This window comes from Acinetobacter sp. Tr-809, assembly GCF_011753255.1.
Taxonomy (GTDB): domain Bacteria; phylum Pseudomonadota; class Gammaproteobacteria; order Pseudomonadales; family Moraxellaceae; genus Acinetobacter.
This window is the reverse complement of record NZ_VWVZ01000002.1, coordinates 548508-569631: the sequence shown is the minus strand read 5'-3', so window position 1 is coordinate 569631 and position 21124 is coordinate 548508. Positions and strand designations below refer to the sequence as shown.

The window sequence follows — 21124 nt, the reverse complement described above, 5'->3', positions numbered from 1 at the left end:
ATTGATGGGGTAAAAACACACCCCATCCTCTTATGAGGAAAAACTTTTATGAACTTCCAACAACTCAGAATTATTCGAGAAACTGTTCGCCAAAACTTTAATTTAACCGAAGCATCTGCGGCACTTTATACCTCCCAATCTGGTGTCAGTAAACACATTAAAGATTTAGAAGATGAATTAGGCGTACAACTATTCGTACGTAAAGGTAAACGCTTATTAGGCCTCACCGAACCAGGACAATCCTTATTAAGCATTGTAGAACGCATGTTAGTCGATGCTGACAATATTAAACGTCTAGCCGATGATTTTAATAAAGTGGATGAAGGTACACTGACTATCGCGACTACGCATACTCAGGCTCGTTATGTACTGCCACCAATTGTGAATCAGTTTAAAAAGTTATTTCCAAAAGTACATTTGGTATTACAACAAGCGAGCCCTGTTGAGATTGCAGAAATGCTACTTCAAGGTGAAGCAGATATTGGTATTGCAACCGAGTCATTAACAACAGAAGATAATTTGGCAAGCGTACCTTATTATGAATGGCACCACAGCATCATTACACCGAAAGATCACCCTCTAGCGAAACTAGATAAAATCAGCTTGGACGTCTTAGCTGAATATCCGTTGATTACTTATCATGGTGGTTTTACTGGACGTTCGAAAATTGACAAGGCATTTGAAGATGCACAATTGCATGCCGATATTGTAATGTCGGCACTCGATGCCGATGTCATCAAAACCTATGTTGAACTGAATATGGGCGTTGGGATTGTCAATGATGTCGCTTATGATGCTGAACGTGACTACCGCTTGCAACAAATTAAAACGGATGTTTTTGGTGTGAATACCACATGGATTGCGGTACGTAAAGGACACCTTCTCCGTGGCTATGGTTATGAGTTTATTTCTCTCTGCTCACCAGAGACCGACATTAAAGCACTGAAAAAAGTGGCTTACCCTGAAGAATAAATCATCTAAAAACAAAAGGCTCATATGAGCCTTTTGTTTTACTTATTAAAGAGCATAAAAAAACGAGCATTGAGCTCGTTTTTTATGTCAAATGCGCAGCTTAGAAATTAAAGCTTACACCCACTTTACCAACTGGCAACCATTGATATTTGTCGTCATTCGCAATTTTATGAGCTTCAGCATTAACAGCTTCAGTTAAAGACTGACTACCCGTAGTCGTTGCTGTACCTGTAGATGTCAAAGTAACCTTTGGATTACCAGTGTAATATGCACCTACTTCACCAAAAAGACCGATATTTTTGTAAATTTTTGGTGCAAAACCAAAGCCTACATATGGTGCGATGTCATTTTTATACTCCATCTTACCATCGATTTTAACGCCACCAGCATTCGCCAAGAAGTCTTGATTATTCACGCGGAAAGCACGAGTTGCACTTACATTACGAGTTAAATCATAATCATTATCTAAATAAGCCACACCAGCTGCTACATATAGAGATTTAGCAAATACGCTTTCACTTGTTCCCCATGGACGCACTTCAGCATTTAAATATGCAGTTTTATTGTCCATGTCTACATCATAAGTTGAGCCATTTACTTTGATGTCATCTGACCAAGAGATATCGCCACCATTGTAACCCAATGACAAGCCTACATATGGATTGACTTTATATGAAATAGCACCACCGTAGCCTGTTGTACCTACTTCAGCACGAACTGAAACTGGATCTAAGTACGAAGGGAATGCATAAACTGATTCCTTCACAACTTGCTCATCTGCTGCAAATGCAGTACCTGCAATCGCTGTTAAAGCACCTGCTGCTAACATAACACGCAAAGCTTTCATTGAAGTCTCCTCACAAAACGCTTTTATTTAAATAAATATATAATTGTTGCTTGTGGAATAAGCATAAAAGAATGATCGCTAACTTTTTATACAGAAACTGATTACTTTTTGTTATTTTTTGATACAAATTCGAATGAATTATGTATTTGCAAATTATAGATAAAAAACAATGAACTCCATTTTTATTACAGTTTTGTTGCGCAAATTTAAAACAATATATTGTAACTACTTTTTTCAAAGATTCTTACCGAAAATTAGTGTAAAATCTTGAAAATTTTTTTGGAAGAACGAAGATCATGTCTCAGCTTTCTACAATCATTGAGCAAGCATTTGAAGACCGTGCCAACTATAGCGCAACGGACTGCCCAACAGAAATTCGCCTAGCTGTAGAAGAAGCATTGACTGCTTTAGACAACGGCACACTTCGTGTTGCGGAAAAAATCGATGGTGAATGGGTTGTTCACCAATGGTTAAAAAAGGCAGTTTTACTTTCATTCAAACTCAATGACAACAAGCCAATCGAAGCTTGTGATCTTCGTTTCTATGACAAAGTAGATACTAAATACGCAGGTTGGACTGAAGAACAATTCAAAGCTGCGGGTGTACGTGTTGTACCGCCAGCTGTAGCTCGTCGTGGTAGTTTCCAAGCGAAGAATGTGATTTTAATGCCTTCATATGTCAACATTGGTGCCTATGTAGATGAAGGTACAATGGTTGATACATGGGCAACTGTAGGTTCATGTGCACAAATCGGCAAAAATGTTCACTTATCTGGTGGTGTTGGGATCGGTGGTGTTTTAGAGCCTTTACAAGCAAACCCGACGATTATTGAAGATAACTGCTTCATCGGTGCACGTTCTGAAATCGTTGAAGGCGTGATTGTTGAAGAAGGTTCTGTAATCTCAATGGGTGTTTTCATTGGTCAATCAACTAAGATCTTTGATCGTGAAACTGGTGAAGTTCACTACGGTCGCGTTCCAGCAGGTTCTGTGGTTGTTGCGGGTAGCCTTCCATCTAAATGCGGTACTTATAGCCTTTACGCTGCTATCATCGTGAAAAAAGTTGATGCAAAAACACGTGCAAAAACTAGCCTAAACGATTTATTACGCGCTGACTAATTTCTAATATTTATTGCGGAACTTGATCGTTCCCTGTCTCTACGATCAGTCATGGTCGTAGAGATTTTGTTTTTTATGTAGCATGCTGCTTGTGTAGCACCTGTTTGTGGTAACTGTTTATGGCTTCCTTACGTTCTTCTGCAATTCCTGTCTCTGATCCTGCGGCTGGTTTACGCATCACGGAGATCTTTTACTCTTTGCAAGGCGAAGCGAATACGTTTGGTCTACCGACTGTTTTTATTCGTTTAACAGGTTGCCCTTTACGCTGTAGTTATTGCGATACCACCTACTCTTTTGAAGGCGGTGAGCGTTTATCGCTTGAACACATTATCGAAACTGCAAGTCAGCATAAAACCCCCTATATTTGTGTCACTGGCGGCGAGCCGCTTGCTCAGCCAAATTGCCTAATTTTATTACAGCGTCTGTGTGACCTCGGGTTTGAAGTTTCCCTAGAAACCAGTGGCGCCTTAGATGTGTCTAAAGTCGACCCACGTGTTTCTAAAGTGCTTGATTTAAAAACACCGACCTCTAAAGAAGATCATCGAAATCTATACAGTAATCTTGACTATTTAACACCCCATGATCAGATTAAATTTGTGATTTGTAATCGTGCGGATTATGAGTGGTCTAAACAACTACTTGAACAATTCCAGTTGCAAGATAAAGTGAGTACTGTATGGTTCTCACCTGCTTTTGCAATTGAAAAAGGTGCTGTCGCACTGCCTGCTTTGGCGCGTGACTTAGCCCAATGGATTTTAGAAGACCATCTCCCTGTCCGTTTCCAACTACAGTTACATAAGCTGTTATGGAATGATGAATCTGGTCGTTAAAAAGCTCACAAAGACCGTTCTGCAACATCGATCGGCTTTTTCAAATTTATTTTTAGGTTGAATCATGGAAAATAATATGCGTTCTCGTGCCATCGTATTATTGTCTGGTGGCTTAGACTCAACAACGTGTCTTGCCTGGGCACAAGCAAACTATGAATGTATTGCTTTAAGTTTTATGTACGGTCAACGTTCGACGACTGAGCTTGATGCAGCAAAGGCGCTTGCACAACGTGCAGGTGTTGAACATCGTGTCATTAATATTGATTTGGGCAATTTAGGCGGTTCAGCGCTTACAGATCATAACATTGAAGTCCCAGAACAATTACAAGAAGGCATTCCTGTAACTTATGTTCCAGCTCGTAACACAATTTTCTTGTCTTATGCCCTTGCAGCAGCAGAAGTTTTTGACGCTGAAGCCATTGTCATTGGAGTCAATGCTGTTGATTATTCAGGGTATCCAGACTGTCGTCCTGAATTTATTGACGCTTTTGCCAATTTGGCTCGTCTTGCAACAAAAGCTGGCGTTGAAGGAAAACCCCTTAAAATTGAAACACCTCTGTTACATTTATCCAAAGCGAATATTATACGCTTAGGTATTGAACATGGCGTAGACTATAGTCAAACGGTATCCTGCTATCAGGCAGATGCTCAAGGACGTGCATGTGGCAAATGCGACAGCTGTCGTTTACGTCAACAAGGTTTTATCGAAGCAGGTATTGCGGATCCAACGCGTTACGCTGAATAACCGATATAGGGTAAAAAATTAGGTACATTATATGAAGTTTTCTAAATCAAATCTTATTCTTTCTACAATGATGTCAGCTGCTGCATTATTTGCAACAGCAACTCACGCAGCTGATAATCCATTACAAACTGCGTATAAAAGTACCAATGTAAAAGCAGCGTTGGTCAATGTATGTAAAGACCAAACTGCGAAAGGCGGCAAATTAACAGCGGCAGAAGTAAGCAAGTTCTGTGGATGCCAAATTGATGCACAAGGTAAAGTAACTGAAGCGCAAAAATGGGAAATCCAGAGCGCAATCAACGCGAAGAAAAGCCCAAGTTCTTTAGGTTTTGTACAACAGCAAAATAAAGACTTACAAGCTTGCCTAGGTGCACCGCTTGTAACTAAGCTTGAAAAGCTAACTGAAGAAGCAATGAAAGCTGCTCAACAGCAGCAACAAGCGCCAAAAAAATAAGCTTGTCTTGCTCAGAACAAAGCCTGCATTTATGCAGGCTTTTTTATAGGGTTTGTTAAAATCTTTTTATCATGAATAAGTTGAATAACACCATGCAAGACCAATGGAAAACCAATGCGGATCAAAGGCGATCAATCGTCTCTTTTAGTGGTGGCAAAGACAGTTCCCTCGCCTTATACCATGCTATGCAGACAGGTACTGTGATCGGGCTGATTGTGATGCTGGAAGAACAGGGACAACGTTCTCGATCACACGCGATGCCGCTGGATATTATCCGTGCACAAGCAGATTCAATTGGTTTACCTGTGTATATGACGTCATCGAGTTGGGCTGATTATGAAACAAAGTTTATTGCGCTACTCAATCAAGCCAAACTACAAGGTGCTGAAGTACTGGTAACAGGTGATCTAGATATGCCTGAACATGGCTGTTGGCATGATCAAGTGACTCAGCAAGTGGGACTAAAATTGGGCATGCCACTTTGGTTACGCCCCCACCGTGAAGTGGTCGAAGAATTTATTAATCTGGGATTCAAAAGTGTCATTGTGACAGTCAACCTAAAGCTTGGTATGCAAGCTGAGGATCTGGGTAAAATTTTAACCCTAGACTATATCCAAGAATTAGAAAATCGTGGCATTGACCCATGTGGTGAAGGTGGAGAATTCCACACCACTGTGATTGATGGACCAATTTTTAACAAAGCTATTCCTGTACGTCGTGGCGATATTGTTTATCATGAGGAATATGCTTTTTTACCGCTTGAGCTTGAACAAAATTAATTTTATCGAAGGATAAACAATGTCTGAGAATATTCAATTACCGAATCACACTTTCCCAACCACACAAGGTGAAATCAATCTGGCTGAGACTAGCAGTGAATGGTTGGTGCTTTATTTCTATCCAAAAGATTCAACCCCTGGTTGTACGACTCAGGCGGTAGGTTTTTCTTGCTTAAAAGATCAATTTGATGCATTAAACTGTCAGATTATTGGTGTATCACGCGATTCGGTTAAAGCACATCAGAACTTTACTGAAAAACAATCGCTGACAATTGATCTAATCAGTGACAAAGAAGAAGTGCTGTGCAAGCATTTCGATGTGATTAAAGAAAAAAATATGTATGGCAAACAGGTGATGGGCATTGAGCGCTCAACTTTTATTTTCCATAATAAACAGTTGGTGAAAAGCTATCGTAAAGTCAAAGCTGCAGGACATGCTGAGCAAGTGCTTGAAGACTTAAAAGCATTACAATCGGCATAATCATGTTGAGTAACAAAAAAGCGAGTTAAAGACTCGCTTTTTTTATTCAAGCAAATTGCTGTCAGCTTCGCGCTTGACGTATGATGAATAGATTAAAATAATTAAATGAAAGACATTTAAAATGACTCATCTCAATGCTTTTTTGCCCCTATCCTTGTTATTTTTTCTAGCGGCATGTAACTCCAATGCACCGACCACTTTTCAAGACTCTCTCCCCTTAGTCACACAAATTCAAAAATCAGCGACCGAAATACGCTGCCAAGACCTACAAAACCCTGCCTATCAACAGGTCATTCTGAATGCAATTAATGAAATTCGACAACATCCACGTCAATGTGGTGGACAGCATTTTCCCGCAGTTGCACCACTTAGATGGAACAATCACTTATATCAAAGTGCCTATGCTCATGCTGAAGACATGGCACAGTACAGTGTGCTTGGACATGTGAGTAGCACAGGTCAGGATTTTAGAACCCGTTTAAAACAAACACAATTTAAAGGTCGAGGCGGTGGTGAAAACGTTGCACGTGGGCAAAAAAACTTAAATGATGTGATGGCTACATGGCTAGCCAGTCCAGTGCATTGTCGCAATTTAATGCATCCAAAATTTACAGATTATGCGCTAGCCTGTACAGTCGATACATCAACCAAGCAAAAGAGTTATTGGACTCAACAATTTGGTGTCCGATAACAAGGAATAAGCATGCAATCTGGCTCAATTACACCGATTCTACGTATTTTCGATATAAAACTCGCCCAATCATTTTACCTTGACTACTTGGGCTTCCAGCTCGATTGGCAACATACTTTTGGGGATAACTTCCCTATTTATCTACAGATTTCCAAAGATGACTGCATCATTCATTTATCAGAGCATTTCGGTGATGCTAGCCCGCATAGTGCGATTCGTATTTATTGGGAGAATCTCAGTTTGCTTCATGCAGAATTGGATGCAAAAGATTATAAATTTGCCAAACCTCAAATTGAGAAAACCGACTGGGAAACATTGGAACTGAGTATCACCGATCCATTTTCAAATCGAATTATCTTTTGGGAAGATGCCTAATTTCTCCTCGGTATCAAGATTCATTAACATTCGAACGGTCATTGTGCTTAAACTTTTGCTGCAATTGTTGATATATCGCTGATTTTTGAAATTCTCTCAGAAACTGGATTGTCCCTTCAGGAAAAAACTCGGTTTGAATCTCTCCCCTATAATAGGCCTCACGCATTGGCGTTGCTGAAATTGAATCTTTCAAACTGTCTAACTCCACCATCTGCCATTCTGGGAATAAACGTAAATAATACGAAGACTCATCCTTGAAATGACCGATTAACCCCACTTTCGCATTGGGTTGAATGACCGCATTGACCAAATCTTTAACTTGTTTAACCCATTTTTCATCGTTATACACATCGACGACATGCACAAAATGAATCCGTTTTTGATCTTGTGCAGAAAAATTCGACAAAATCATCTGTTCACGTTCAGTGGCTAAAAAGGGATTTTTGATATTCCGTTCAGATTGAGCCGAGCCCAAAGCCAAGATCACGTTCTGACTTTGCTGTAATGCAATTTCAATGGTTTGCATATGCGCCAGATGAAATGGCTGGAAGCGTCCAATAAAAACAAGATAGTCAAATGTGTACATAGGCGTAATTTCACTTTTTTGTGAACTCATCAGTTGCACCATTCTAGTAAATATGCGACATAATGAGGGCACTTAAAAATCAATCTGGATTAAAGCAAGGATAGTACGATGACACTTAGCTGTATTCAACAACCTCATCAACATTTGCAAGCAAATTTAGAAGATGGCGTACTCACCTTAGCCATTAACCGTTCAGAAGCAAAAAATGCACTCTATGGCGAACTTTATCTTTGGATTGCAAAAGCTTTGGATGAAGCCGATGCCGATAAAAACGTTCGTGTGGTGATCTTCCGTGGTGCAGAACAAGACTTTACTGCGGGTAATGACATGAAAGACTTTATGGGCTTTATCCAAAAGCCACATGAAGGTAAAGCTGGCGATCAACCTCCATTTGTATTGTTAAAAGCTGCTGCACGTTTTTCTAAGCCATTGATCATTGCGGTCAAAGGTGTCGCAATTGGTATTGGTGTAACGCTGCTATTACATGCTGACCTCGTTTTCGCAGATAATACTGCCCTGTTCCAAATTCCATTTGTCAGCCTTGGTCTGTCTCCAGAAGGTGCTGCAAGTCGTTTATTGGTTAAACAAGCAGGTTATCAAAAAGCAGCTGAGTTGCTATTTACTGCGAAGAAATTTGATGCAGCAACTGCTGTTAAAGCAAATCTGGTAAATGATGTGGTTGAAGATGTCTATGCAACTGCACAACAAACAGCTCAACATTTAGCTGCATTGCCATTGGCTTCAATCAAACAAAGTAAGGCTTTGATGAAACAAGACTTGGCTGAAATCATCGCTTGTGTAGATGATGAAGCTGAAATCTTTATGCAACGTGTGCGTTCTCCTGAAATGATGGAAGCTGTTCAAGCCTTTATGCAAAAGCGTAAACCTGATTTTTCTCAGTTTAATTAATGCGCTAGTCGTTGATTAAACCAAGCCACTAAGTTGCTCAACTTAGTGGCTTTTTTATTTTTGTCATTCATCTAGATATTCAACATCGGACAGACTAAGCTCAAGCTAGATTAAAATTAGATTACAAAGAATTTATGAAAGTTGTGATTGCCCCCGATTCTTTTAAGGACAGCCTATCTGCACACGGTATTGCTCAGGCAATTGCTTTAGGTTTGCAACAAGTCTTTCCTGATGCAGAAATTATTCAGTGTCCAATGGCGGATGGTGGTGAAGGTTCTATCGAAGCGGTATTAGAAGTTTGTTCAGGGCAATGGCGTGAGCAAATGGTACAAGGCCCGCTTGGGCAACCCGTACTGGCAAAATGGGGCTGGTTAGATTCTAAAAAGATTGCCATCATTGAAATGGCTCAAGCCAGTGGTATTCAACTGCTTCAACCATCACAACGCGATGCATGTCATAGCAGTACTTATGGCACTGGACAACTGATTCTCGCTGCATTAGATGCAGGTGCAAAGGAAATTGTACTGACTGTCGGTGGTAGCGCAACCAATGATGCAGGTACAGGCTTACTCAATGCATTAGGTGCTAAATTTCTAGATGCAGATCATCAAGTCTTGCCTGCTGGTGGTATTGCCCTGCAAAACTTGACACTGATCGATCTGGAAAATTTTGATTCACGGATTCAACAGACTAAATTTTTATTGGCTGCCGATGTGACCAATCCTTTATGTGGGCCAAATGGTGCTTCTCATATTTTTGGGCCACAAAAAGGTGCTTCACCTCAACACGTGTTGGAGTTAGATCAAGCCCTCTCCCATTTTGCCGATGTCACCACACAAATGCTTGGCGTTGATCAACGTAATGAGGCGGGTGCAGGAGCTGCAGGTGGACTTGGTTTTGCTGCTAAAACATTTTTAAAGGCTGAGTTTCAATCTGGAGTCGAAGTCATTGCGGAACTAAATCAGCTCGCCGCCAGAATCCAAGGGGCGGATTGGGTAATTACAGGTGAAGGAAAGTTTGATGAGCAGACTTTAAATGGAAAAACACCTTTTGGCGTTGCTAAAATCGCACAAGCTGCCAATGTACCCGTCATCGTGATAGCAGGAACGCTTGGAGAGAATTATCAAGCCTTATATCAGCATGGTATTAGTGCTGCCTTTTCTTTAACTTCAGGCCCGACCAGCCTAGAAGCAGCCTGTCAAAATGCAGCAGAGCTGATTCGTGCACGGACAACAGATATCGCACGGTTGATTCAAAGCAGCATGCTTAGAAAAGAATAAAGTTTATTGAATATCTAAAATCTGAATAAACTCAAAAGCAGGTTCTTCATAAGGATGGCTTGCCTTTAAAGCTTTCGCCACAGCACTAGCCTTTTCTTCAAAGACAATGGTTTCAACACGCCATTCTTCAAGCTGCTCTAACTCATCCAATTGCCCTAAGAACGGATTTGCACTTTTTACGGGCTTAAATTGCCCAATGCCTTTTACTTGCCAAGCACATTGTTCGTAATTACCAATACCACCTGCGCCTGCTCCAAAAACCGCCTGTTTGGTAGCTTCCAGATGAGATTCAGGCACGTAATAAATCAGTTTTAACATCGTAAAATGGCCCAAATCGAAATCAATGAGACTTCAATCATAACGTTATAAAAGTCTAACAATCAAAGAGAAATGTTGATAATGAAATAACTCACGACGATAAATAGCAGTTGAATAAGCACAGTTAAGGCAAACCAAAACCAACCTTTGTCTTTTGAATAGCTTGTTCTCAAATAGTTTTCATTTTTCATCATGCTGCTCTCGCATATCTTATTCATTGTTGAAATATAAGCAGCAAGAATTGAGCCAATTAAACAAATTAGTCATCAATAGAAAGACAGGTTTTCACAACCTCTGATAAGCTATTGTGTCTTACTATGACTAAATAAAATATCAGTATCTGCTAGTGATTTTATAGGTCGTGATAATGGAAAATGAATGTTCCCCATCATATGATGGCTTTCTATTGATAGTGAATCTATATAATTGCGTTGTTCTATCCACAAGGTGTGTGACACGCAATATCCATCACTATATCGCATGAAACTCCTACCATATGAATCAATAAGCTTCACTCTAACTTGAAAATAATCACCAAATAAAGTTTCTGGCAATATTTTATGATCTTTATCAAATGCAATTTTTATTGTTGCCTCAGCTAAATCACCTCTCTTTTTCTTATGAATAGCTAAATACTTATCGAGATAGTCCGAAAATTTTATATTTACTTGCTTCAAGAACTCATCACTTCCAAAACAGTCCTGATCTATAAGATTAAATGTTAAGAAGAATTTATCTACAGACTGGCAATAAGTGTATAAAACACCTATTCCCCAAAAATCCTCATAATCATGATAACGATTAACAAATTTATCCAACAAGATTGTGGCTGTATCGAGAAGTCTTCTTTTCATTTTCCTAACACCACTAGCCTAGAGCAGAGTATAGACTCACACCATTATTAATTTATTTAATGACTTATATCTTTAGAAGTCTTTAAATGTCTTTTCTCATACTGTGTCATCGCAAAAGCCAAACCACATAAAATCACAAAACCACTGGTCATCGGAATCAAAGTACCGTTATATAACTGCCCAATAATTGAAGCTAAAATCAAAGACAATACTGAAGACGATGCACCAATAATCGCTGAAGCCATACCTGCTACATGTCCCATCGGTTCCATGGCAATCGCATTCAGATTTCCAAACAGTGTTCCAAACAATAAAAACAAGATGCAGGCATATAGCATAAACATCCAGAACGAAACTGGTATACCCACTAGCTGAATAATCAGAAATACCAATGAAATTAAACACAGGCCAAGAAAGCCATAAATACAGATTGGACGCATGCCAAACTTCATGACAATTCGAGAATTGGTAAAAGATGCAATCCCCATAACACCTGCTAATAAAGCAAAATAGGCACTGAATTCCTGCCCTGTTTTACCGAATTGCTGCATAAAAATTTGCTGCGAAGTCCCGAGATATCCAATAAAGCCGCCAAAACAGAAACCTGCACATAGTAAATAGCTCATGGTGGTTTTATTGCTCACCACTTCCTTAAAGCCATCCTTAAATGCTTGTACTCGCATCGGCAACCGATTTTCAGGAATCAGCGTTTCCTCCAATCGTAAAGCGACCCAAGCTCCAACAGCGATGGCATAGACCATATACAATACAAAAATATCGCGCCAGCCAAAGAAATGGATGATCAACTGCCCCAAGCTCGGTGCAACTGCAGGTGCAACCATAAACACCATCATGATCAGAGACATGATCCGTGCCATTTGGGCACCACTGTATTTATCCCGAACAATGGAAATCGAAGCCACATAAGGCCCAGAAACACCCACACCCTGAATAAAACGCCCGACCAAGAACCATTCAAAACTTTGGGTGGAATAGCATAATAAACTGCCTAAAAAGTAGATCACAATTCCTGTGAATAAAATCCGTTTCCGTCCGATCGCATCGGACAATGGTCCTGCAATCAATTGACCGATGGTCATTCCTGAAAAAATACTAATGATGACCCATTGCGCCTGATTATTATTTTGCAACGTAAAAACACGACCAATTTCACCCAGTGCAGGTAAAACAGCATCAATTGAAAATGAGACGATGGACATGAGTAATGCCATCAGCAGTGCAAATTCGCGGAAATGGATTTTTGATTTCATTTTTCTTGTCCATTGATCATTATTTTATACTGAATTAAATAAGCCACCTGACGGTGGCTTATTGCATAGGTTTAATTAACCAATAAATTTACGTGCGTTACGGAACATACGCAACCAAGCACCATCTTCAGCCCAGTCTTCTGGCTTCCAAGAATGCTGTAAAGCACGGAAGTTACGCTCTGGGTGCGGCATCATCACTGTTGCACGGCCATCTTTAGAGGTTAAACCTGTAATCGCTTCAGGTGAACCGTTCGGGTTCAACGGATAGTGTTGAGTTGGATTACCCAAACTATCCACATAACGCAAGATCACTTGGTTCTCAGCATTTAAAGCAGCAATTTGCTGTTCAGTTGCAACCAGACGACCTTCGCCATGCGCAACAGCGATTGGTAAAATCGAACCTTGCATATCTTCAAGCAATACAGAAACTGATTTTTCTACACGAACGTTCACAGCACGCGCTTCAAATACTTCTGAGGTATTACGGTGGAAACGGCCCCAATGCTCTGCACCTGGAATCAGTGGTGCAAGTTGAGACATCATTTGACAGCCATTACATACGCCTAAGCTGAATGTATTTTGACGATGGAAGAACTGCTCAAACTGGTCACGTAATTTCGCATTGAACAATACTGATTTCGCCCAGCCACCACCAGCACCCATCACGTCACCGTATGAGAAACCACCACACGCCACTAAACCTTCGAAGTCGCTTAAGCTGACACGACCTGTAAGTAAGTCACTCATGTGTACGTCGATGGTATTGAAGCCAACTTTGTCAAAAGCAGCTGCCATTTCAACATGACCGTTAACACCCTGCTCACGCAAGATGGCCATGTTTGGACGACGTGTATTGATAAACGGCGCTTCAACTGGCTCATTCAAATCATAAGTTGCTTGAGCAATTAAACCTTTGTGGTTTTTATCCGCAATCAATGCAAACTCTTGATCAGCCGTTTCAACGTTGTCACGTAAACGCTGGATTTGGTGTGATACTTCAGCCCATGCTTGTTGTAATTCAGCACGATCTAAAGTCAAACCATTCACAGCCAATTGATCAGTTGTATTGACACGGCCCACAACTGCGATTGCATCTTTCAGGCTTGATGCTGCAACTTCAACTTGCAATTGCGCCCAATCAGCTGCTGTGATTTGTAATACAGCACCAATTTCTTCTGCAAATAAGCTTTCAGTCGTTTGATTTTCTAATGCAACACCTAAACGTGAAGCAAACATCATTTCAGCAACAGTCGCCAATAAACCACCATCACCGATGTCATGGTAAGCTTTAATCACACCACGATTGTTCCAGTCTTGAATCAAGGCAAAGAATGCTTTGAAATCATCAAAACTATCGACATCAGGCGTCACTGAACCAATCGCTTTATATACTTGTGCAAGGATCGAACCACCTAAACGGAACTGCCCTTTAGATAGGTCAATACGGACCAGTACTGAGTCTGCTAAGTTTTTCAATTCAGGCGTTAAGGTTTTACGTACATCTAAAACTGGTGCAAATGCAGTGATCACACCTGTCATTGGCGAAGTCACTGCTTTGTCTTCACCATCATTCCAAGTGGTACGCATTGAAAGTGAATCTTTACCAACTGGAATTGCGATACCTAATGCAGGACACATTTCCATACCAATCGCTTTCACACCTTCGAACAGAGCTTGGTCTTCACCTTTTTGACCTGCCGCTGCCATCCAGTTTGCAGAAAGTTTGATATCACTGATTTGTTCAATGTTGGCACAAGCAATATTGGTGATCGCTTCAGCAACAGCTAAACGTGCAGATGCAGCAGGATTCAATAATGCAACTGGTGGACGTTCACCCATTGCCATTGCTTCACCTGTGAAGCCTTGCAAACTCGTGGTGGTTACAGCAGCATCTGCAACAGGAACCTGCCAGCGACCCACCATTTGATCACGTGCAACCATACCAGTAATCGAACGGTCACCAATAGTGATCAAGAATGATTTAGACGCAACTGTTGGATTTTTCAATACGCGGAAAATCGCATCTTTTAAATCAACTTTTGCAGTATCAAAATCATTACCTGTACGCTCAATCGTTTCATACGAACGTTGCATACGCGGTGTACCGCCTAAGATCACCTGCATTGGGATATCGACAGGTTTGTTCTCAAACAAAGGATCTTCAACAGTTAAGTGACGCGCTTCAGTCGCCTCACCAAGTACTGCAAACGGACAACGCTCACGTGCACAAATTTCTTCAAACTGTTCTAAAGACTCTGGACGAATCGCAAGCACATAACGTTCTTGCGCTTCATTTGACCAGATTTCCATCGGGCTCATACCTGGCTCTAATGATGGAATTTTACGTAGGTTAAGCACTGCACCCAACTCATGATCATTCACAAGTTCAGGCATAGCATTAGATACACCACCTGCACCCACATCATGTACAGACACGATTGGGTTAAAGTCTTCTAAACGCCAGCAGGTATCGATGACTTCTTGGCAACGGCGTTCCATTTCTGGGTTTTCACGTTGCACCGAAGCAAAATCCAAGCTCTCGCCCATAGTACCGCTGTCTACAGAAGATGCTGCACCACCGCCAAGACCGATCAACATTGCAGGACCACCCAATACAATGAGCAAGTCACCTGGTTGAATCGCATCTTTTTCAACGTGGTCAGGACGAATGTTACCGTAACCACCAGCGATCATGATTGGCTTATGGAAGCCTTTCACATCACCATTTACATTCTGTTCAAAAGTACGGAAATAACCATTTAAAGCTGGGCGACCAAACTCGTTGTTAAACGCAGCACCACCCAATGGACCTTCAATCATGATTTGTAATGGCGATGCCATACGTGAAGGTTTACCGTAGTTATCTTCCCAAGGTTGTTCAAAACCAGGAATATTTAGGTTTGAAACAGTAAAGCCTGTTAAACCTGCTTTTGGTTTACCTCCACGGCCTGTTGCACCTTCATCACGGATTTCACCGCCCGAACCTGTTGCAGCACCTGCAAATGGAGCAATTGCAGTTGGATGGTTGTGTGTTTCAACCTTCATTAAAATATGAGCAGCTTGGCTCTTATATTTATAAACGAAGTGACCATTTTCATCCGCTTTCGGATAAAAACGCATCGTGTCATAACCCACAATGACAGAGGCGTTATCTTTATATGCTGATAACACATCTGTTGGAGATTCTTTATAGGTATTTTTAATCATTTGGAACAAAGACAATGGTTGTTTTTCACCATCAATTGTCCATTCAGAACCAAAGATTTTATGACGACAATGTTCAGAGTTTGCTTGTGCAAACATCATCAATTCGATGTCATTTGGATTACGACCCAGCTTGGTAAATGCTTCGGTTAAGTAATCAATTTCTTGCTCAGATAAAGCAAAGCCAAACTCATTGTTGGCTTTAACTAACGCTTCTTTTCCTTGACCCAAGATATCAATTGAGTTTAATGGCTTCGGTGCTGTTTCTGAGAATAGAGCTTTTGCATCATCAATTTGAGCAAAAACACTCTCTGTCATACGGTCATGCAAGGCCAATTTCACTTCGTTCGAAATCTCTTTCACACCTTTCAGTGTAAATAACAGACCACGTTCTAAACGGTGAATGGGCGTATTACAGTTTTGGAAAATATCCGTTGCTTTAGATGACCACGGAGAAATTGTCCCCACACGCGGTGTCACTAAAATCTGGATTTCATCACTTGCAGCTTGGCGAAGTTCGAAAGATTGACCATCGTTTAAAAGTTGTAATGCCGATTGATGTTGCTGCTCGTTGAGCGCTTGATCAAACAAATAAACCCACTGGCTGTCAAAAGATTGAACAGAACTCATTGACGTTAATCGGTTTAAGAGTTGAGCTTTCTTGAAAGAAGAATGTGCTGATGCACCGGCCACGATAAACATGTTGACTTTGGCTCCACGGGTGGGTCTAACGAACCTACCACAATGTGACTTATGAAAGAGCGCATATTCTACTGTGAAAGGCTCATTTCAGCTAGCTATATCCATCTTAAAAATCAGAGTTTTCTACTGCAAATGGCTTAATTTCTTGTAGCTTTATCCATTTTACTTTATTCGTAACAATTCATTTAGCGTGCGGTATAAACCATATTCCCTGTTTGCGGATCTTCTTTTGCTGAAATACCGAGCTTAGAAAAGAATTGATCCGTACAAGCCATAGCGTCATCTACACCACCATCAACACTATATGAAAGCTGCACATGTGCATGAATAAAACTTTTATCCAGAATCGCTTCTTTAAAGAACACATCCATACTTTCACTGTTTAAGCAGACATAAGTTTGCTCAGCTTGACCATTACGATCTAAATCAATAGAAACTGTTCCATCTTCATTTTGAATCAGTTGATCTGATGTAATCGGGATGCTATTGACCCAATCTCTTTCATTATTAATTGCATAAGCAAACTTGGTTTGTGCCGTCTTATAAAACGCTGCACAATGTTGAATAGGTTTTCCCAATAGCACAGCAGATAAAGCAATATCAGCTTTGGTAAAACGAGAATGCCCATTCAATTCGATATTGGGTTGAATACTCCAGTAGCGCTTTGCCATTGCATTGGCATCATTGGTCCATATACATTGTTGATCTAAGTGCTGATCTGCGGTTTCTTGATAAGCGAATACTGATAAAACAACATTTGTCTTATTTGGCAGATCTACCACTTTTTGCTTAATTGTTTCAGATGCGACCTGCTGGTGTTTCACATCCAGTGATTCAGGCGGCTCGGCTTGATGACAAGCCGAAAGCAATAAACCCAGCATAAGAGCCATCTTATTCTGCATTCTTCCCCCTAATATTCAAATTAATGATCTTAAATTATCATTGAATACAAAACTATAAACGACTGCATACTGATCCAAGACAACTTATGTCGCCCTACTCTAGTGCTTTAATCTTTTTTTTGGCATGATGAAGCGAACTTAGTTTGAATAATGATAAATGGAACAAATGCGTTGGGTAGAATTGCTATCTGCAATTCGTTTAGGTAGTAAAAAAAGCAGTACTGAATTGGCTCGAAGCCCATTCCACAAAGATTATGACAGAATTATATTTTCTCAAAGTTTTCGTCAGCTGAATAGAAAAACACAGGTTCACCCGCTTACGCAACATGATGGTATCCATACCCGCCTCACACACTCGCTAGAAGTGTCTTGTATTGGGCGTTCACTCGGCATGTTGGCCGCAGAAAAAATCAAAGATGAATTACCGATGTGGATTTCCCCAGCAGATGTCGGTGCGATTATCCAAGCCGCCTGTCTGGCGCATGATATTGGGAATCCCCCATTTGGTCATGCTGGCGAATATGCGATTCGAGAATGGTTTGATGATGCATCGCATCGTGATTTCTTGACTAAACTCACACCAGAAGAAGCTGCCGATGTACGCCAGTTTGAGGGCAATGCCCAAGGACTTCGCCTACTCAGCCGTATTGATTACCATCCCGATGATGGTGGCATGCGTCTTACCTGCGCAACACTCGGTGCTTATTTAAAATATCCATGGTTATCCAAAACCATCGAAGAACAAGGCGATATGCCATCCCATCAACGGGCAAAGTTTGGTTGTTATCAATCTGAAAAAGAAATTTTAAAACAGTTAGCAGAACAACTCGGTCTTATTCAGCTCGGTGACTATCACTATTGTCGCCACCCACTGACCTATTTATTGGAAGCAGCAGATGATATTTGCTATGCGCTAATTGATTTAGAAGATGGCATTATTCTTAATATGCTGAACTATACCGAAGTTGAGCCGATCTTTCTGAATCTAATCGCGGATTACGGCTATCCAGAAGAATTACATTTATCGCATACCACATGGCAACAAAAAATAGCTGCCCTACGTGGGCGTGTAATGAAGCGTTTAGTCGATGAAGTGACCACTGCATTTGCCAAACATCAGTATGAAATTTTAACCGGTCAGCTCAAAGGCAGCCTATTACAATATTGCTCTCCCGATATTGAAGCAGGCATTCAAACGGCTAAGAATCTGGCCAGAGACCGTATTTTTGAGCACCCTCAAAAATCAGGTTTAGAAATTATTGCCCATCAAAGTTTGCAAACGATTTTAGATGCTTTTATTCCTTTAACCATGCCGCATAAGACCTTAAGCTTTAAAGAACAGCGGTTGATGTCAATTTTGCAACATTCAGGGGTGAATCTGCAAAACAACCACTATAATAATATTATGCAAGTTCTCGATATTATTAGTAAGTTCTCTGATCATCAGGCTTATAGCTTGGCGCAAGAGTTACAAGGCAATAAGATAGGATTCTTTTAATGCTGGAGCGGCATGTAGATAATGGAGTTTATCTATCAAATTTTATTTATCTTGATCAATGGGTTAAATGCCCTAAGTGCAATCAGCCATGTATTTTAAAATACAAAGAACCACAAACACCTAAAAAAAATAGGTATCAAGGTATATTTTTATTGAGTTGTTTACATTGTGCTTACCAAATTAATCCAAGCCAAAGTGATACTGCTCAGCTTCATAATGGTCATTATTACGCTACAACGTACAAACGTTGTCAAAAATGTGGTGGAGCATGGTTAAGCGCAAAGCAAAAGCTGCTTAATGCAGGTTCATTACCACCATTTATTCAGGCAAGATGCCACCTTTGCCAACATATCTCAAAATTTGACCAATTTGGGCTTAATTTTATTTTGGATCAAAATATAGGCCGTACAATCTATGGCTTAGAACTATATTTAAAAACCCCAACTCGGCATGGGGAGATTTCCGTTTATAATATTGAGCACTTAAAAGAGTTAAAAACATATATTCAAGCTGAGTTGCGAGAACGAACCTCTCAAACAGGAAATGGTAGTTATTTTTCCCGTTTACCTGCTTGGATAAAATCCACACGAAATCGTAAAGAAATTCTAAAAGCCATTTTGCGTTTAGAACAAATGGCATCTACTATTCAACCATTAACAAATAAGTGAAAGACTCAATGATCGGATGTTTAATTGGCGAAGTGTTTGCCCTAGAAGCCCCAACCGTATTACTCAACGTAAATGGCGTTGGCTATGAGATTGACACACCACTTTCGACATTTTGCCAATTACAAAAAGGACAGAAAGTCACTTTATGGACGCATTTAGTGGTTCGTGAAGATGCTCAGCAACTTTATGGTTTTAGTGATGCACAAGAAAAAACCATTTTCCGTACCCTGCTCAAAGTGAATGGTGTCGGCCCTAAAATGGCTTTGGGCATTCTATCGACATTAAGTGTTGAACTGCTCATCCATACGATTGAACATGATGATATCAATACTTTGATTAAAGTTCCGGGTGTAGGAAAGAAAACTGCTGAACGTTTAATGATTGAATTACGTGATCGTTTTAAAGCGTTAGCACATTCAACTGGTAGTACGACAAATACAGCAGCTGCTCAAATTCAATTTATGGCAAATTCACCTGTTGCTGAAGCAGAAGCCGCATTACAATCTCTCGGTTATAAACCAGCAGAAGCACAAAAAGCCGTGGCAGCAGTTAAAGCAGACTATACTGAATCTGCCGATATTATTCGTGCTGCGCTTAAATCAATGATGAAGTAATAGATATATGCAAGATCGTCTTATAAGCGGAACAGAAAAACCTGAAGATCAATTTGATCGCGCGATTCGCCCAACCTCATTGGCGGACTATATTGGTCAACCTGTGGTACGCGAACAAATGGAAATCTTCATTGGTGCAGCGCGTGGTCGTGGTGAAGCGCTTGATCACACCTTGATCTTTGGTCCACCAGGTTTAGGTAAAACGACCCTTGCCAATATTATCGCAAGAGAAATGGGTGGTAATTTAAAGTCTACCTCTGGTCCTGTACTAGAACGTGCTGGCGATCTAGCAGCCATGCTGACCAATCTGGAAGAGGGTGATGTTCTGTTTATTGACGAAATTCACCGTCTTTCGCCTGTGATTGAAGAAATTCTTTATCCTGCAATGGAAGATTACCAATTAGATATTATGATTGGTGAAGGCCCTGCGGCTCGTTCAATCAAGCTCGATTTACCACCCTTTACTTTAGTTGCTGCAACAACAAGAGCTGGCTTACTCACCTCTCCTTTACGTGATCGCTTCGGGATTGTTCAGCGCTTAGAGTTTTATTCGGTTGAAGATTTGACTCATATCGTGACACGTTCTGCCAATTTAATGGATGTTCCAATTACCAAAGAAGGTTCAACTGAAATCGCCCGTCGTGCTCGTGGCACACCACGTATTGCCAACCGCTTATTACGTCGTGTACGTGATTATGCTCAAGTCAAAGGTACGGGTGAAGTGACTCAAGACATGGCTCAACGTGCCTTAGACATGTTAAACGTGGATAAAGCAGGTCTAGATACGCTCGATCGTCGTTATCTCAGTATGTTATTGGAACGCTTTGAAGGTAGACCAACAGGTGTTGAAGCATTAGCCGCTGCAATGGCTGAAGATAGTGGAACGCTTGAAGATGTGATTGAACCATATTTAATCCAGCAAGGTTATGTCATGCGTACAGCTCGTGGACGCATTGCAACCAATATGGCGTATTTACAGTTTGGTATGACACCGCCTGAATAAATAATTAATAGAATAAATATCGT

At 40.7% G+C, this 21124-nt stretch carries 23 protein-coding genes; 15 read left to right on the top strand and 8 right to left on the bottom strand.

Annotation, left to right across the window (positions count from 1 at the left end):
- Positions 1–48: 48 nt before the first annotated feature.
- Positions 49–972 carry a CysB family HTH-type transcriptional regulator gene (locus F3J02_RS06680; RefSeq protein ID WP_167248255.1) on the top strand — a complete coding sequence of 308 codons (924 nt, stop codon included), beginning with the start codon at positions 49–51 and terminating at the stop codon, positions 970–972.
- 100 nt (positions 973–1072) lie between these two features.
- On the opposite strand, the gene carO is transcribed toward F3J02_RS06680, so the two are convergent.
- Positions 1073–1819, bottom strand: a complete 747-nt coding sequence (carO, locus tag F3J02_RS06675; RefSeq protein WP_167248254.1) for an ornithine uptake porin CarO — start codon at positions 1817–1819, stop codon at positions 1073–1075.
- A gap of 296 nt (positions 1820–2115) precedes the next feature.
- Here carO and dapD point away from each other — a divergent pair, with 296 nt between their 5' ends.
- The 8 genes from dapD (at position 2116) to F3J02_RS06635 (ending at position 7292) form a co-directional block, all read left to right on the top strand.
- Positions 2116–2937: a 2,3,4,5-tetrahydropyridine-2,6-dicarboxylate N-succinyltransferase gene (gene dapD / locus F3J02_RS06670; protein WP_167248253.1), complete on the top strand. Its 822-nt coding sequence runs from the start codon at positions 2116–2118 to the stop codon at positions 2935–2937.
- Between the two features lie 119 nt (positions 2938–3056).
- Entirely contained in the window at positions 3057–3767 is a 711-nt protein-coding gene (gene queE / locus F3J02_RS06665) for a 7-carboxy-7-deazaguanine synthase QueE (protein WP_167248252.1), read from the top strand.
- 76 nt (positions 3768–3843) lie between these two features.
- Entirely contained in the window at positions 3844–4512 is a 669-nt protein-coding gene (gene queC, locus F3J02_RS06660; RefSeq protein ID WP_216076270.1) for a 7-cyano-7-deazaguanine synthase QueC, read from the top strand.
- Positions 4513–4543: 31 nt separating this feature from the next.
- A complete protein-coding gene (locus F3J02_RS06655) occupies positions 4544–4966 on the top strand; it encodes a hypothetical protein (RefSeq protein WP_005292853.1) in 423 nt (140 codons plus the stop codon).
- A gap of 92 nt (positions 4967–5058) precedes the next feature.
- Positions 5059–5745: a diphthine--ammonia ligase gene (locus F3J02_RS06650; RefSeq protein WP_167248396.1), complete on the top strand. Its 687-nt coding sequence runs from the start codon at positions 5059–5061 to the stop codon at positions 5743–5745.
- Positions 5746–5764: 19 nt separating this feature from the next.
- Positions 5765–6226, top strand: coding sequence for a peroxiredoxin (locus F3J02_RS06645; RefSeq protein WP_167248250.1), 462 nt, complete (start codon positions 5765–5767; stop codon positions 6224–6226).
- 121 nt (positions 6227–6347) lie between these two features.
- Positions 6348–6917: a CAP domain-containing protein gene (locus F3J02_RS06640; protein WP_167248249.1), complete on the top strand. Its 570-nt coding sequence runs from the start codon at positions 6348–6350 to the stop codon at positions 6915–6917.
- Positions 6918–6929: 12 nt separating this feature from the next.
- The gene (locus F3J02_RS06635) at positions 6930–7292 is read left to right on the top strand and encodes a glyoxalase superfamily protein (RefSeq protein ID WP_167248248.1); all 363 of its coding nucleotides are present in this window, start codon (positions 6930–6932) and stop codon (positions 7290–7292) included.
- A gap of 13 nt (positions 7293–7305) precedes the next feature.
- On the opposite strand, the gene F3J02_RS06630 is transcribed toward F3J02_RS06635, so the two are convergent.
- Positions 7306–7878 (bottom strand): nicotinate-nicotinamide nucleotide adenylyltransferase, encoded by a 573-nt coding sequence (locus F3J02_RS06630; protein WP_167248395.1) that lies wholly within the window; start codon positions 7876–7878, stop codon positions 7306–7308.
- 108 nt (positions 7879–7986) lie between these two features.
- Between F3J02_RS06630 and F3J02_RS06625 the strand changes: the two genes are divergently transcribed.
- Together F3J02_RS06625 and F3J02_RS06620 are read left to right on the top strand one after the other, a co-directional pair.
- Positions 7987–8787 carry an enoyl-CoA hydratase-related protein gene (locus tag F3J02_RS06625; protein WP_167248247.1) on the top strand — a complete coding sequence of 267 codons (801 nt, stop codon included), beginning with the start codon at positions 7987–7989 and terminating at the stop codon, positions 8785–8787.
- Between the two features lie 134 nt (positions 8788–8921).
- A complete protein-coding gene (locus F3J02_RS06620; protein WP_167248246.1) occupies positions 8922–10067 on the top strand; it encodes a glycerate kinase in 1146 nt (381 codons plus the stop codon).
- A gap of 3 nt (positions 10068–10070) precedes the next feature.
- Here the strand turns inward: F3J02_RS06620 and F3J02_RS06615 are convergent, their stop codons facing one another.
- The 6 genes from F3J02_RS06615 to F3J02_RS06595 all read right to left on the bottom strand — a co-directional run bounded on the left by F3J02_RS06615 (position 10071) and on the right by F3J02_RS06595 (position 17306).
- Positions 10071–10385 carry an NGG1p interacting factor NIF3 gene (locus tag F3J02_RS06615; RefSeq protein ID WP_167248245.1) on the bottom strand — a complete coding sequence of 105 codons (315 nt, stop codon included), beginning with the start codon at positions 10383–10385 and terminating at the stop codon, positions 10071–10073.
- Positions 10386–10447: 62 nt separating this feature from the next.
- Positions 10448–10579: a KGW motif small protein gene (locus F3J02_RS18660; protein WP_266096160.1), complete on the bottom strand. Its 132-nt coding sequence runs from the start codon at positions 10577–10579 to the stop codon at positions 10448–10450.
- Positions 10580–10687: 108 nt separating this feature from the next.
- Complete coding sequence (locus tag F3J02_RS06610) at positions 10688–11239, bottom strand: hypothetical protein (RefSeq protein WP_167248244.1); 552 nt, start codon at positions 11237–11239, stop codon at positions 10688–10690.
- A 56-nt stretch (positions 11240–11295) separates the two neighbouring features.
- Positions 11296–12510 carry a multidrug effflux MFS transporter gene (locus F3J02_RS06605; protein ID WP_216076268.1) on the bottom strand — a complete coding sequence of 405 codons (1215 nt, stop codon included), beginning with the start codon at positions 12508–12510 and terminating at the stop codon, positions 11296–11298.
- 75 nt (positions 12511–12585) lie between these two features.
- Entirely contained in the window at positions 12586–16416 is a 3831-nt protein-coding gene (gene purL / locus F3J02_RS06600) for a phosphoribosylformylglycinamidine synthase (RefSeq protein ID WP_167248243.1), read from the bottom strand.
- Positions 16417–16601: 185 nt separating this feature from the next.
- Positions 16602–17306, bottom strand: a complete 705-nt coding sequence (locus F3J02_RS06595; protein ID WP_228284332.1) for a hypothetical protein — start codon at positions 17304–17306, stop codon at positions 16602–16604.
- A 169-nt stretch (positions 17307–17475) separates the two neighbouring features.
- Between F3J02_RS06595 and F3J02_RS06590 the strand changes: the two genes are divergently transcribed.
- The 4 genes from F3J02_RS06590 to ruvB are packed head-to-tail and all read left to right on the top strand — an operon-like array spanning position 17476 to position 21101.
- The gene (locus tag F3J02_RS06590; RefSeq protein ID WP_167248241.1) at positions 17476–18816 is read left to right on the top strand and encodes a deoxyguanosinetriphosphate triphosphohydrolase; all 1341 of its coding nucleotides are present in this window, start codon (positions 17476–17478) and stop codon (positions 18814–18816) included.
- Positions 18816–19484 carry a hypothetical protein gene (locus F3J02_RS06585; RefSeq protein ID WP_167248240.1) on the top strand — a complete coding sequence of 223 codons (669 nt, stop codon included), beginning with the start codon at positions 18816–18818 and terminating at the stop codon, positions 19482–19484. Before F3J02_RS06590 ends, F3J02_RS06585 begins: the two co-directional genes overlap by 1 nt.
- 8 nt (positions 19485–19492) lie before the next feature.
- Positions 19493–20098: a Holliday junction branch migration protein RuvA gene (gene ruvA / locus F3J02_RS06580; RefSeq protein WP_167248239.1), complete on the top strand. Its 606-nt coding sequence runs from the start codon at positions 19493–19495 to the stop codon at positions 20096–20098.
- A gap of 7 nt (positions 20099–20105) precedes the next feature.
- On the top strand, positions 20106–21101 hold the full coding sequence (gene ruvB / locus F3J02_RS06575; protein ID WP_167248238.1) for a Holliday junction branch migration DNA helicase RuvB: 996 nt from the start codon (positions 20106–20108) through the stop codon (positions 21099–21101).
- The last annotated feature ends 23 nt before the right edge of the window (positions 21102–21124 follow it).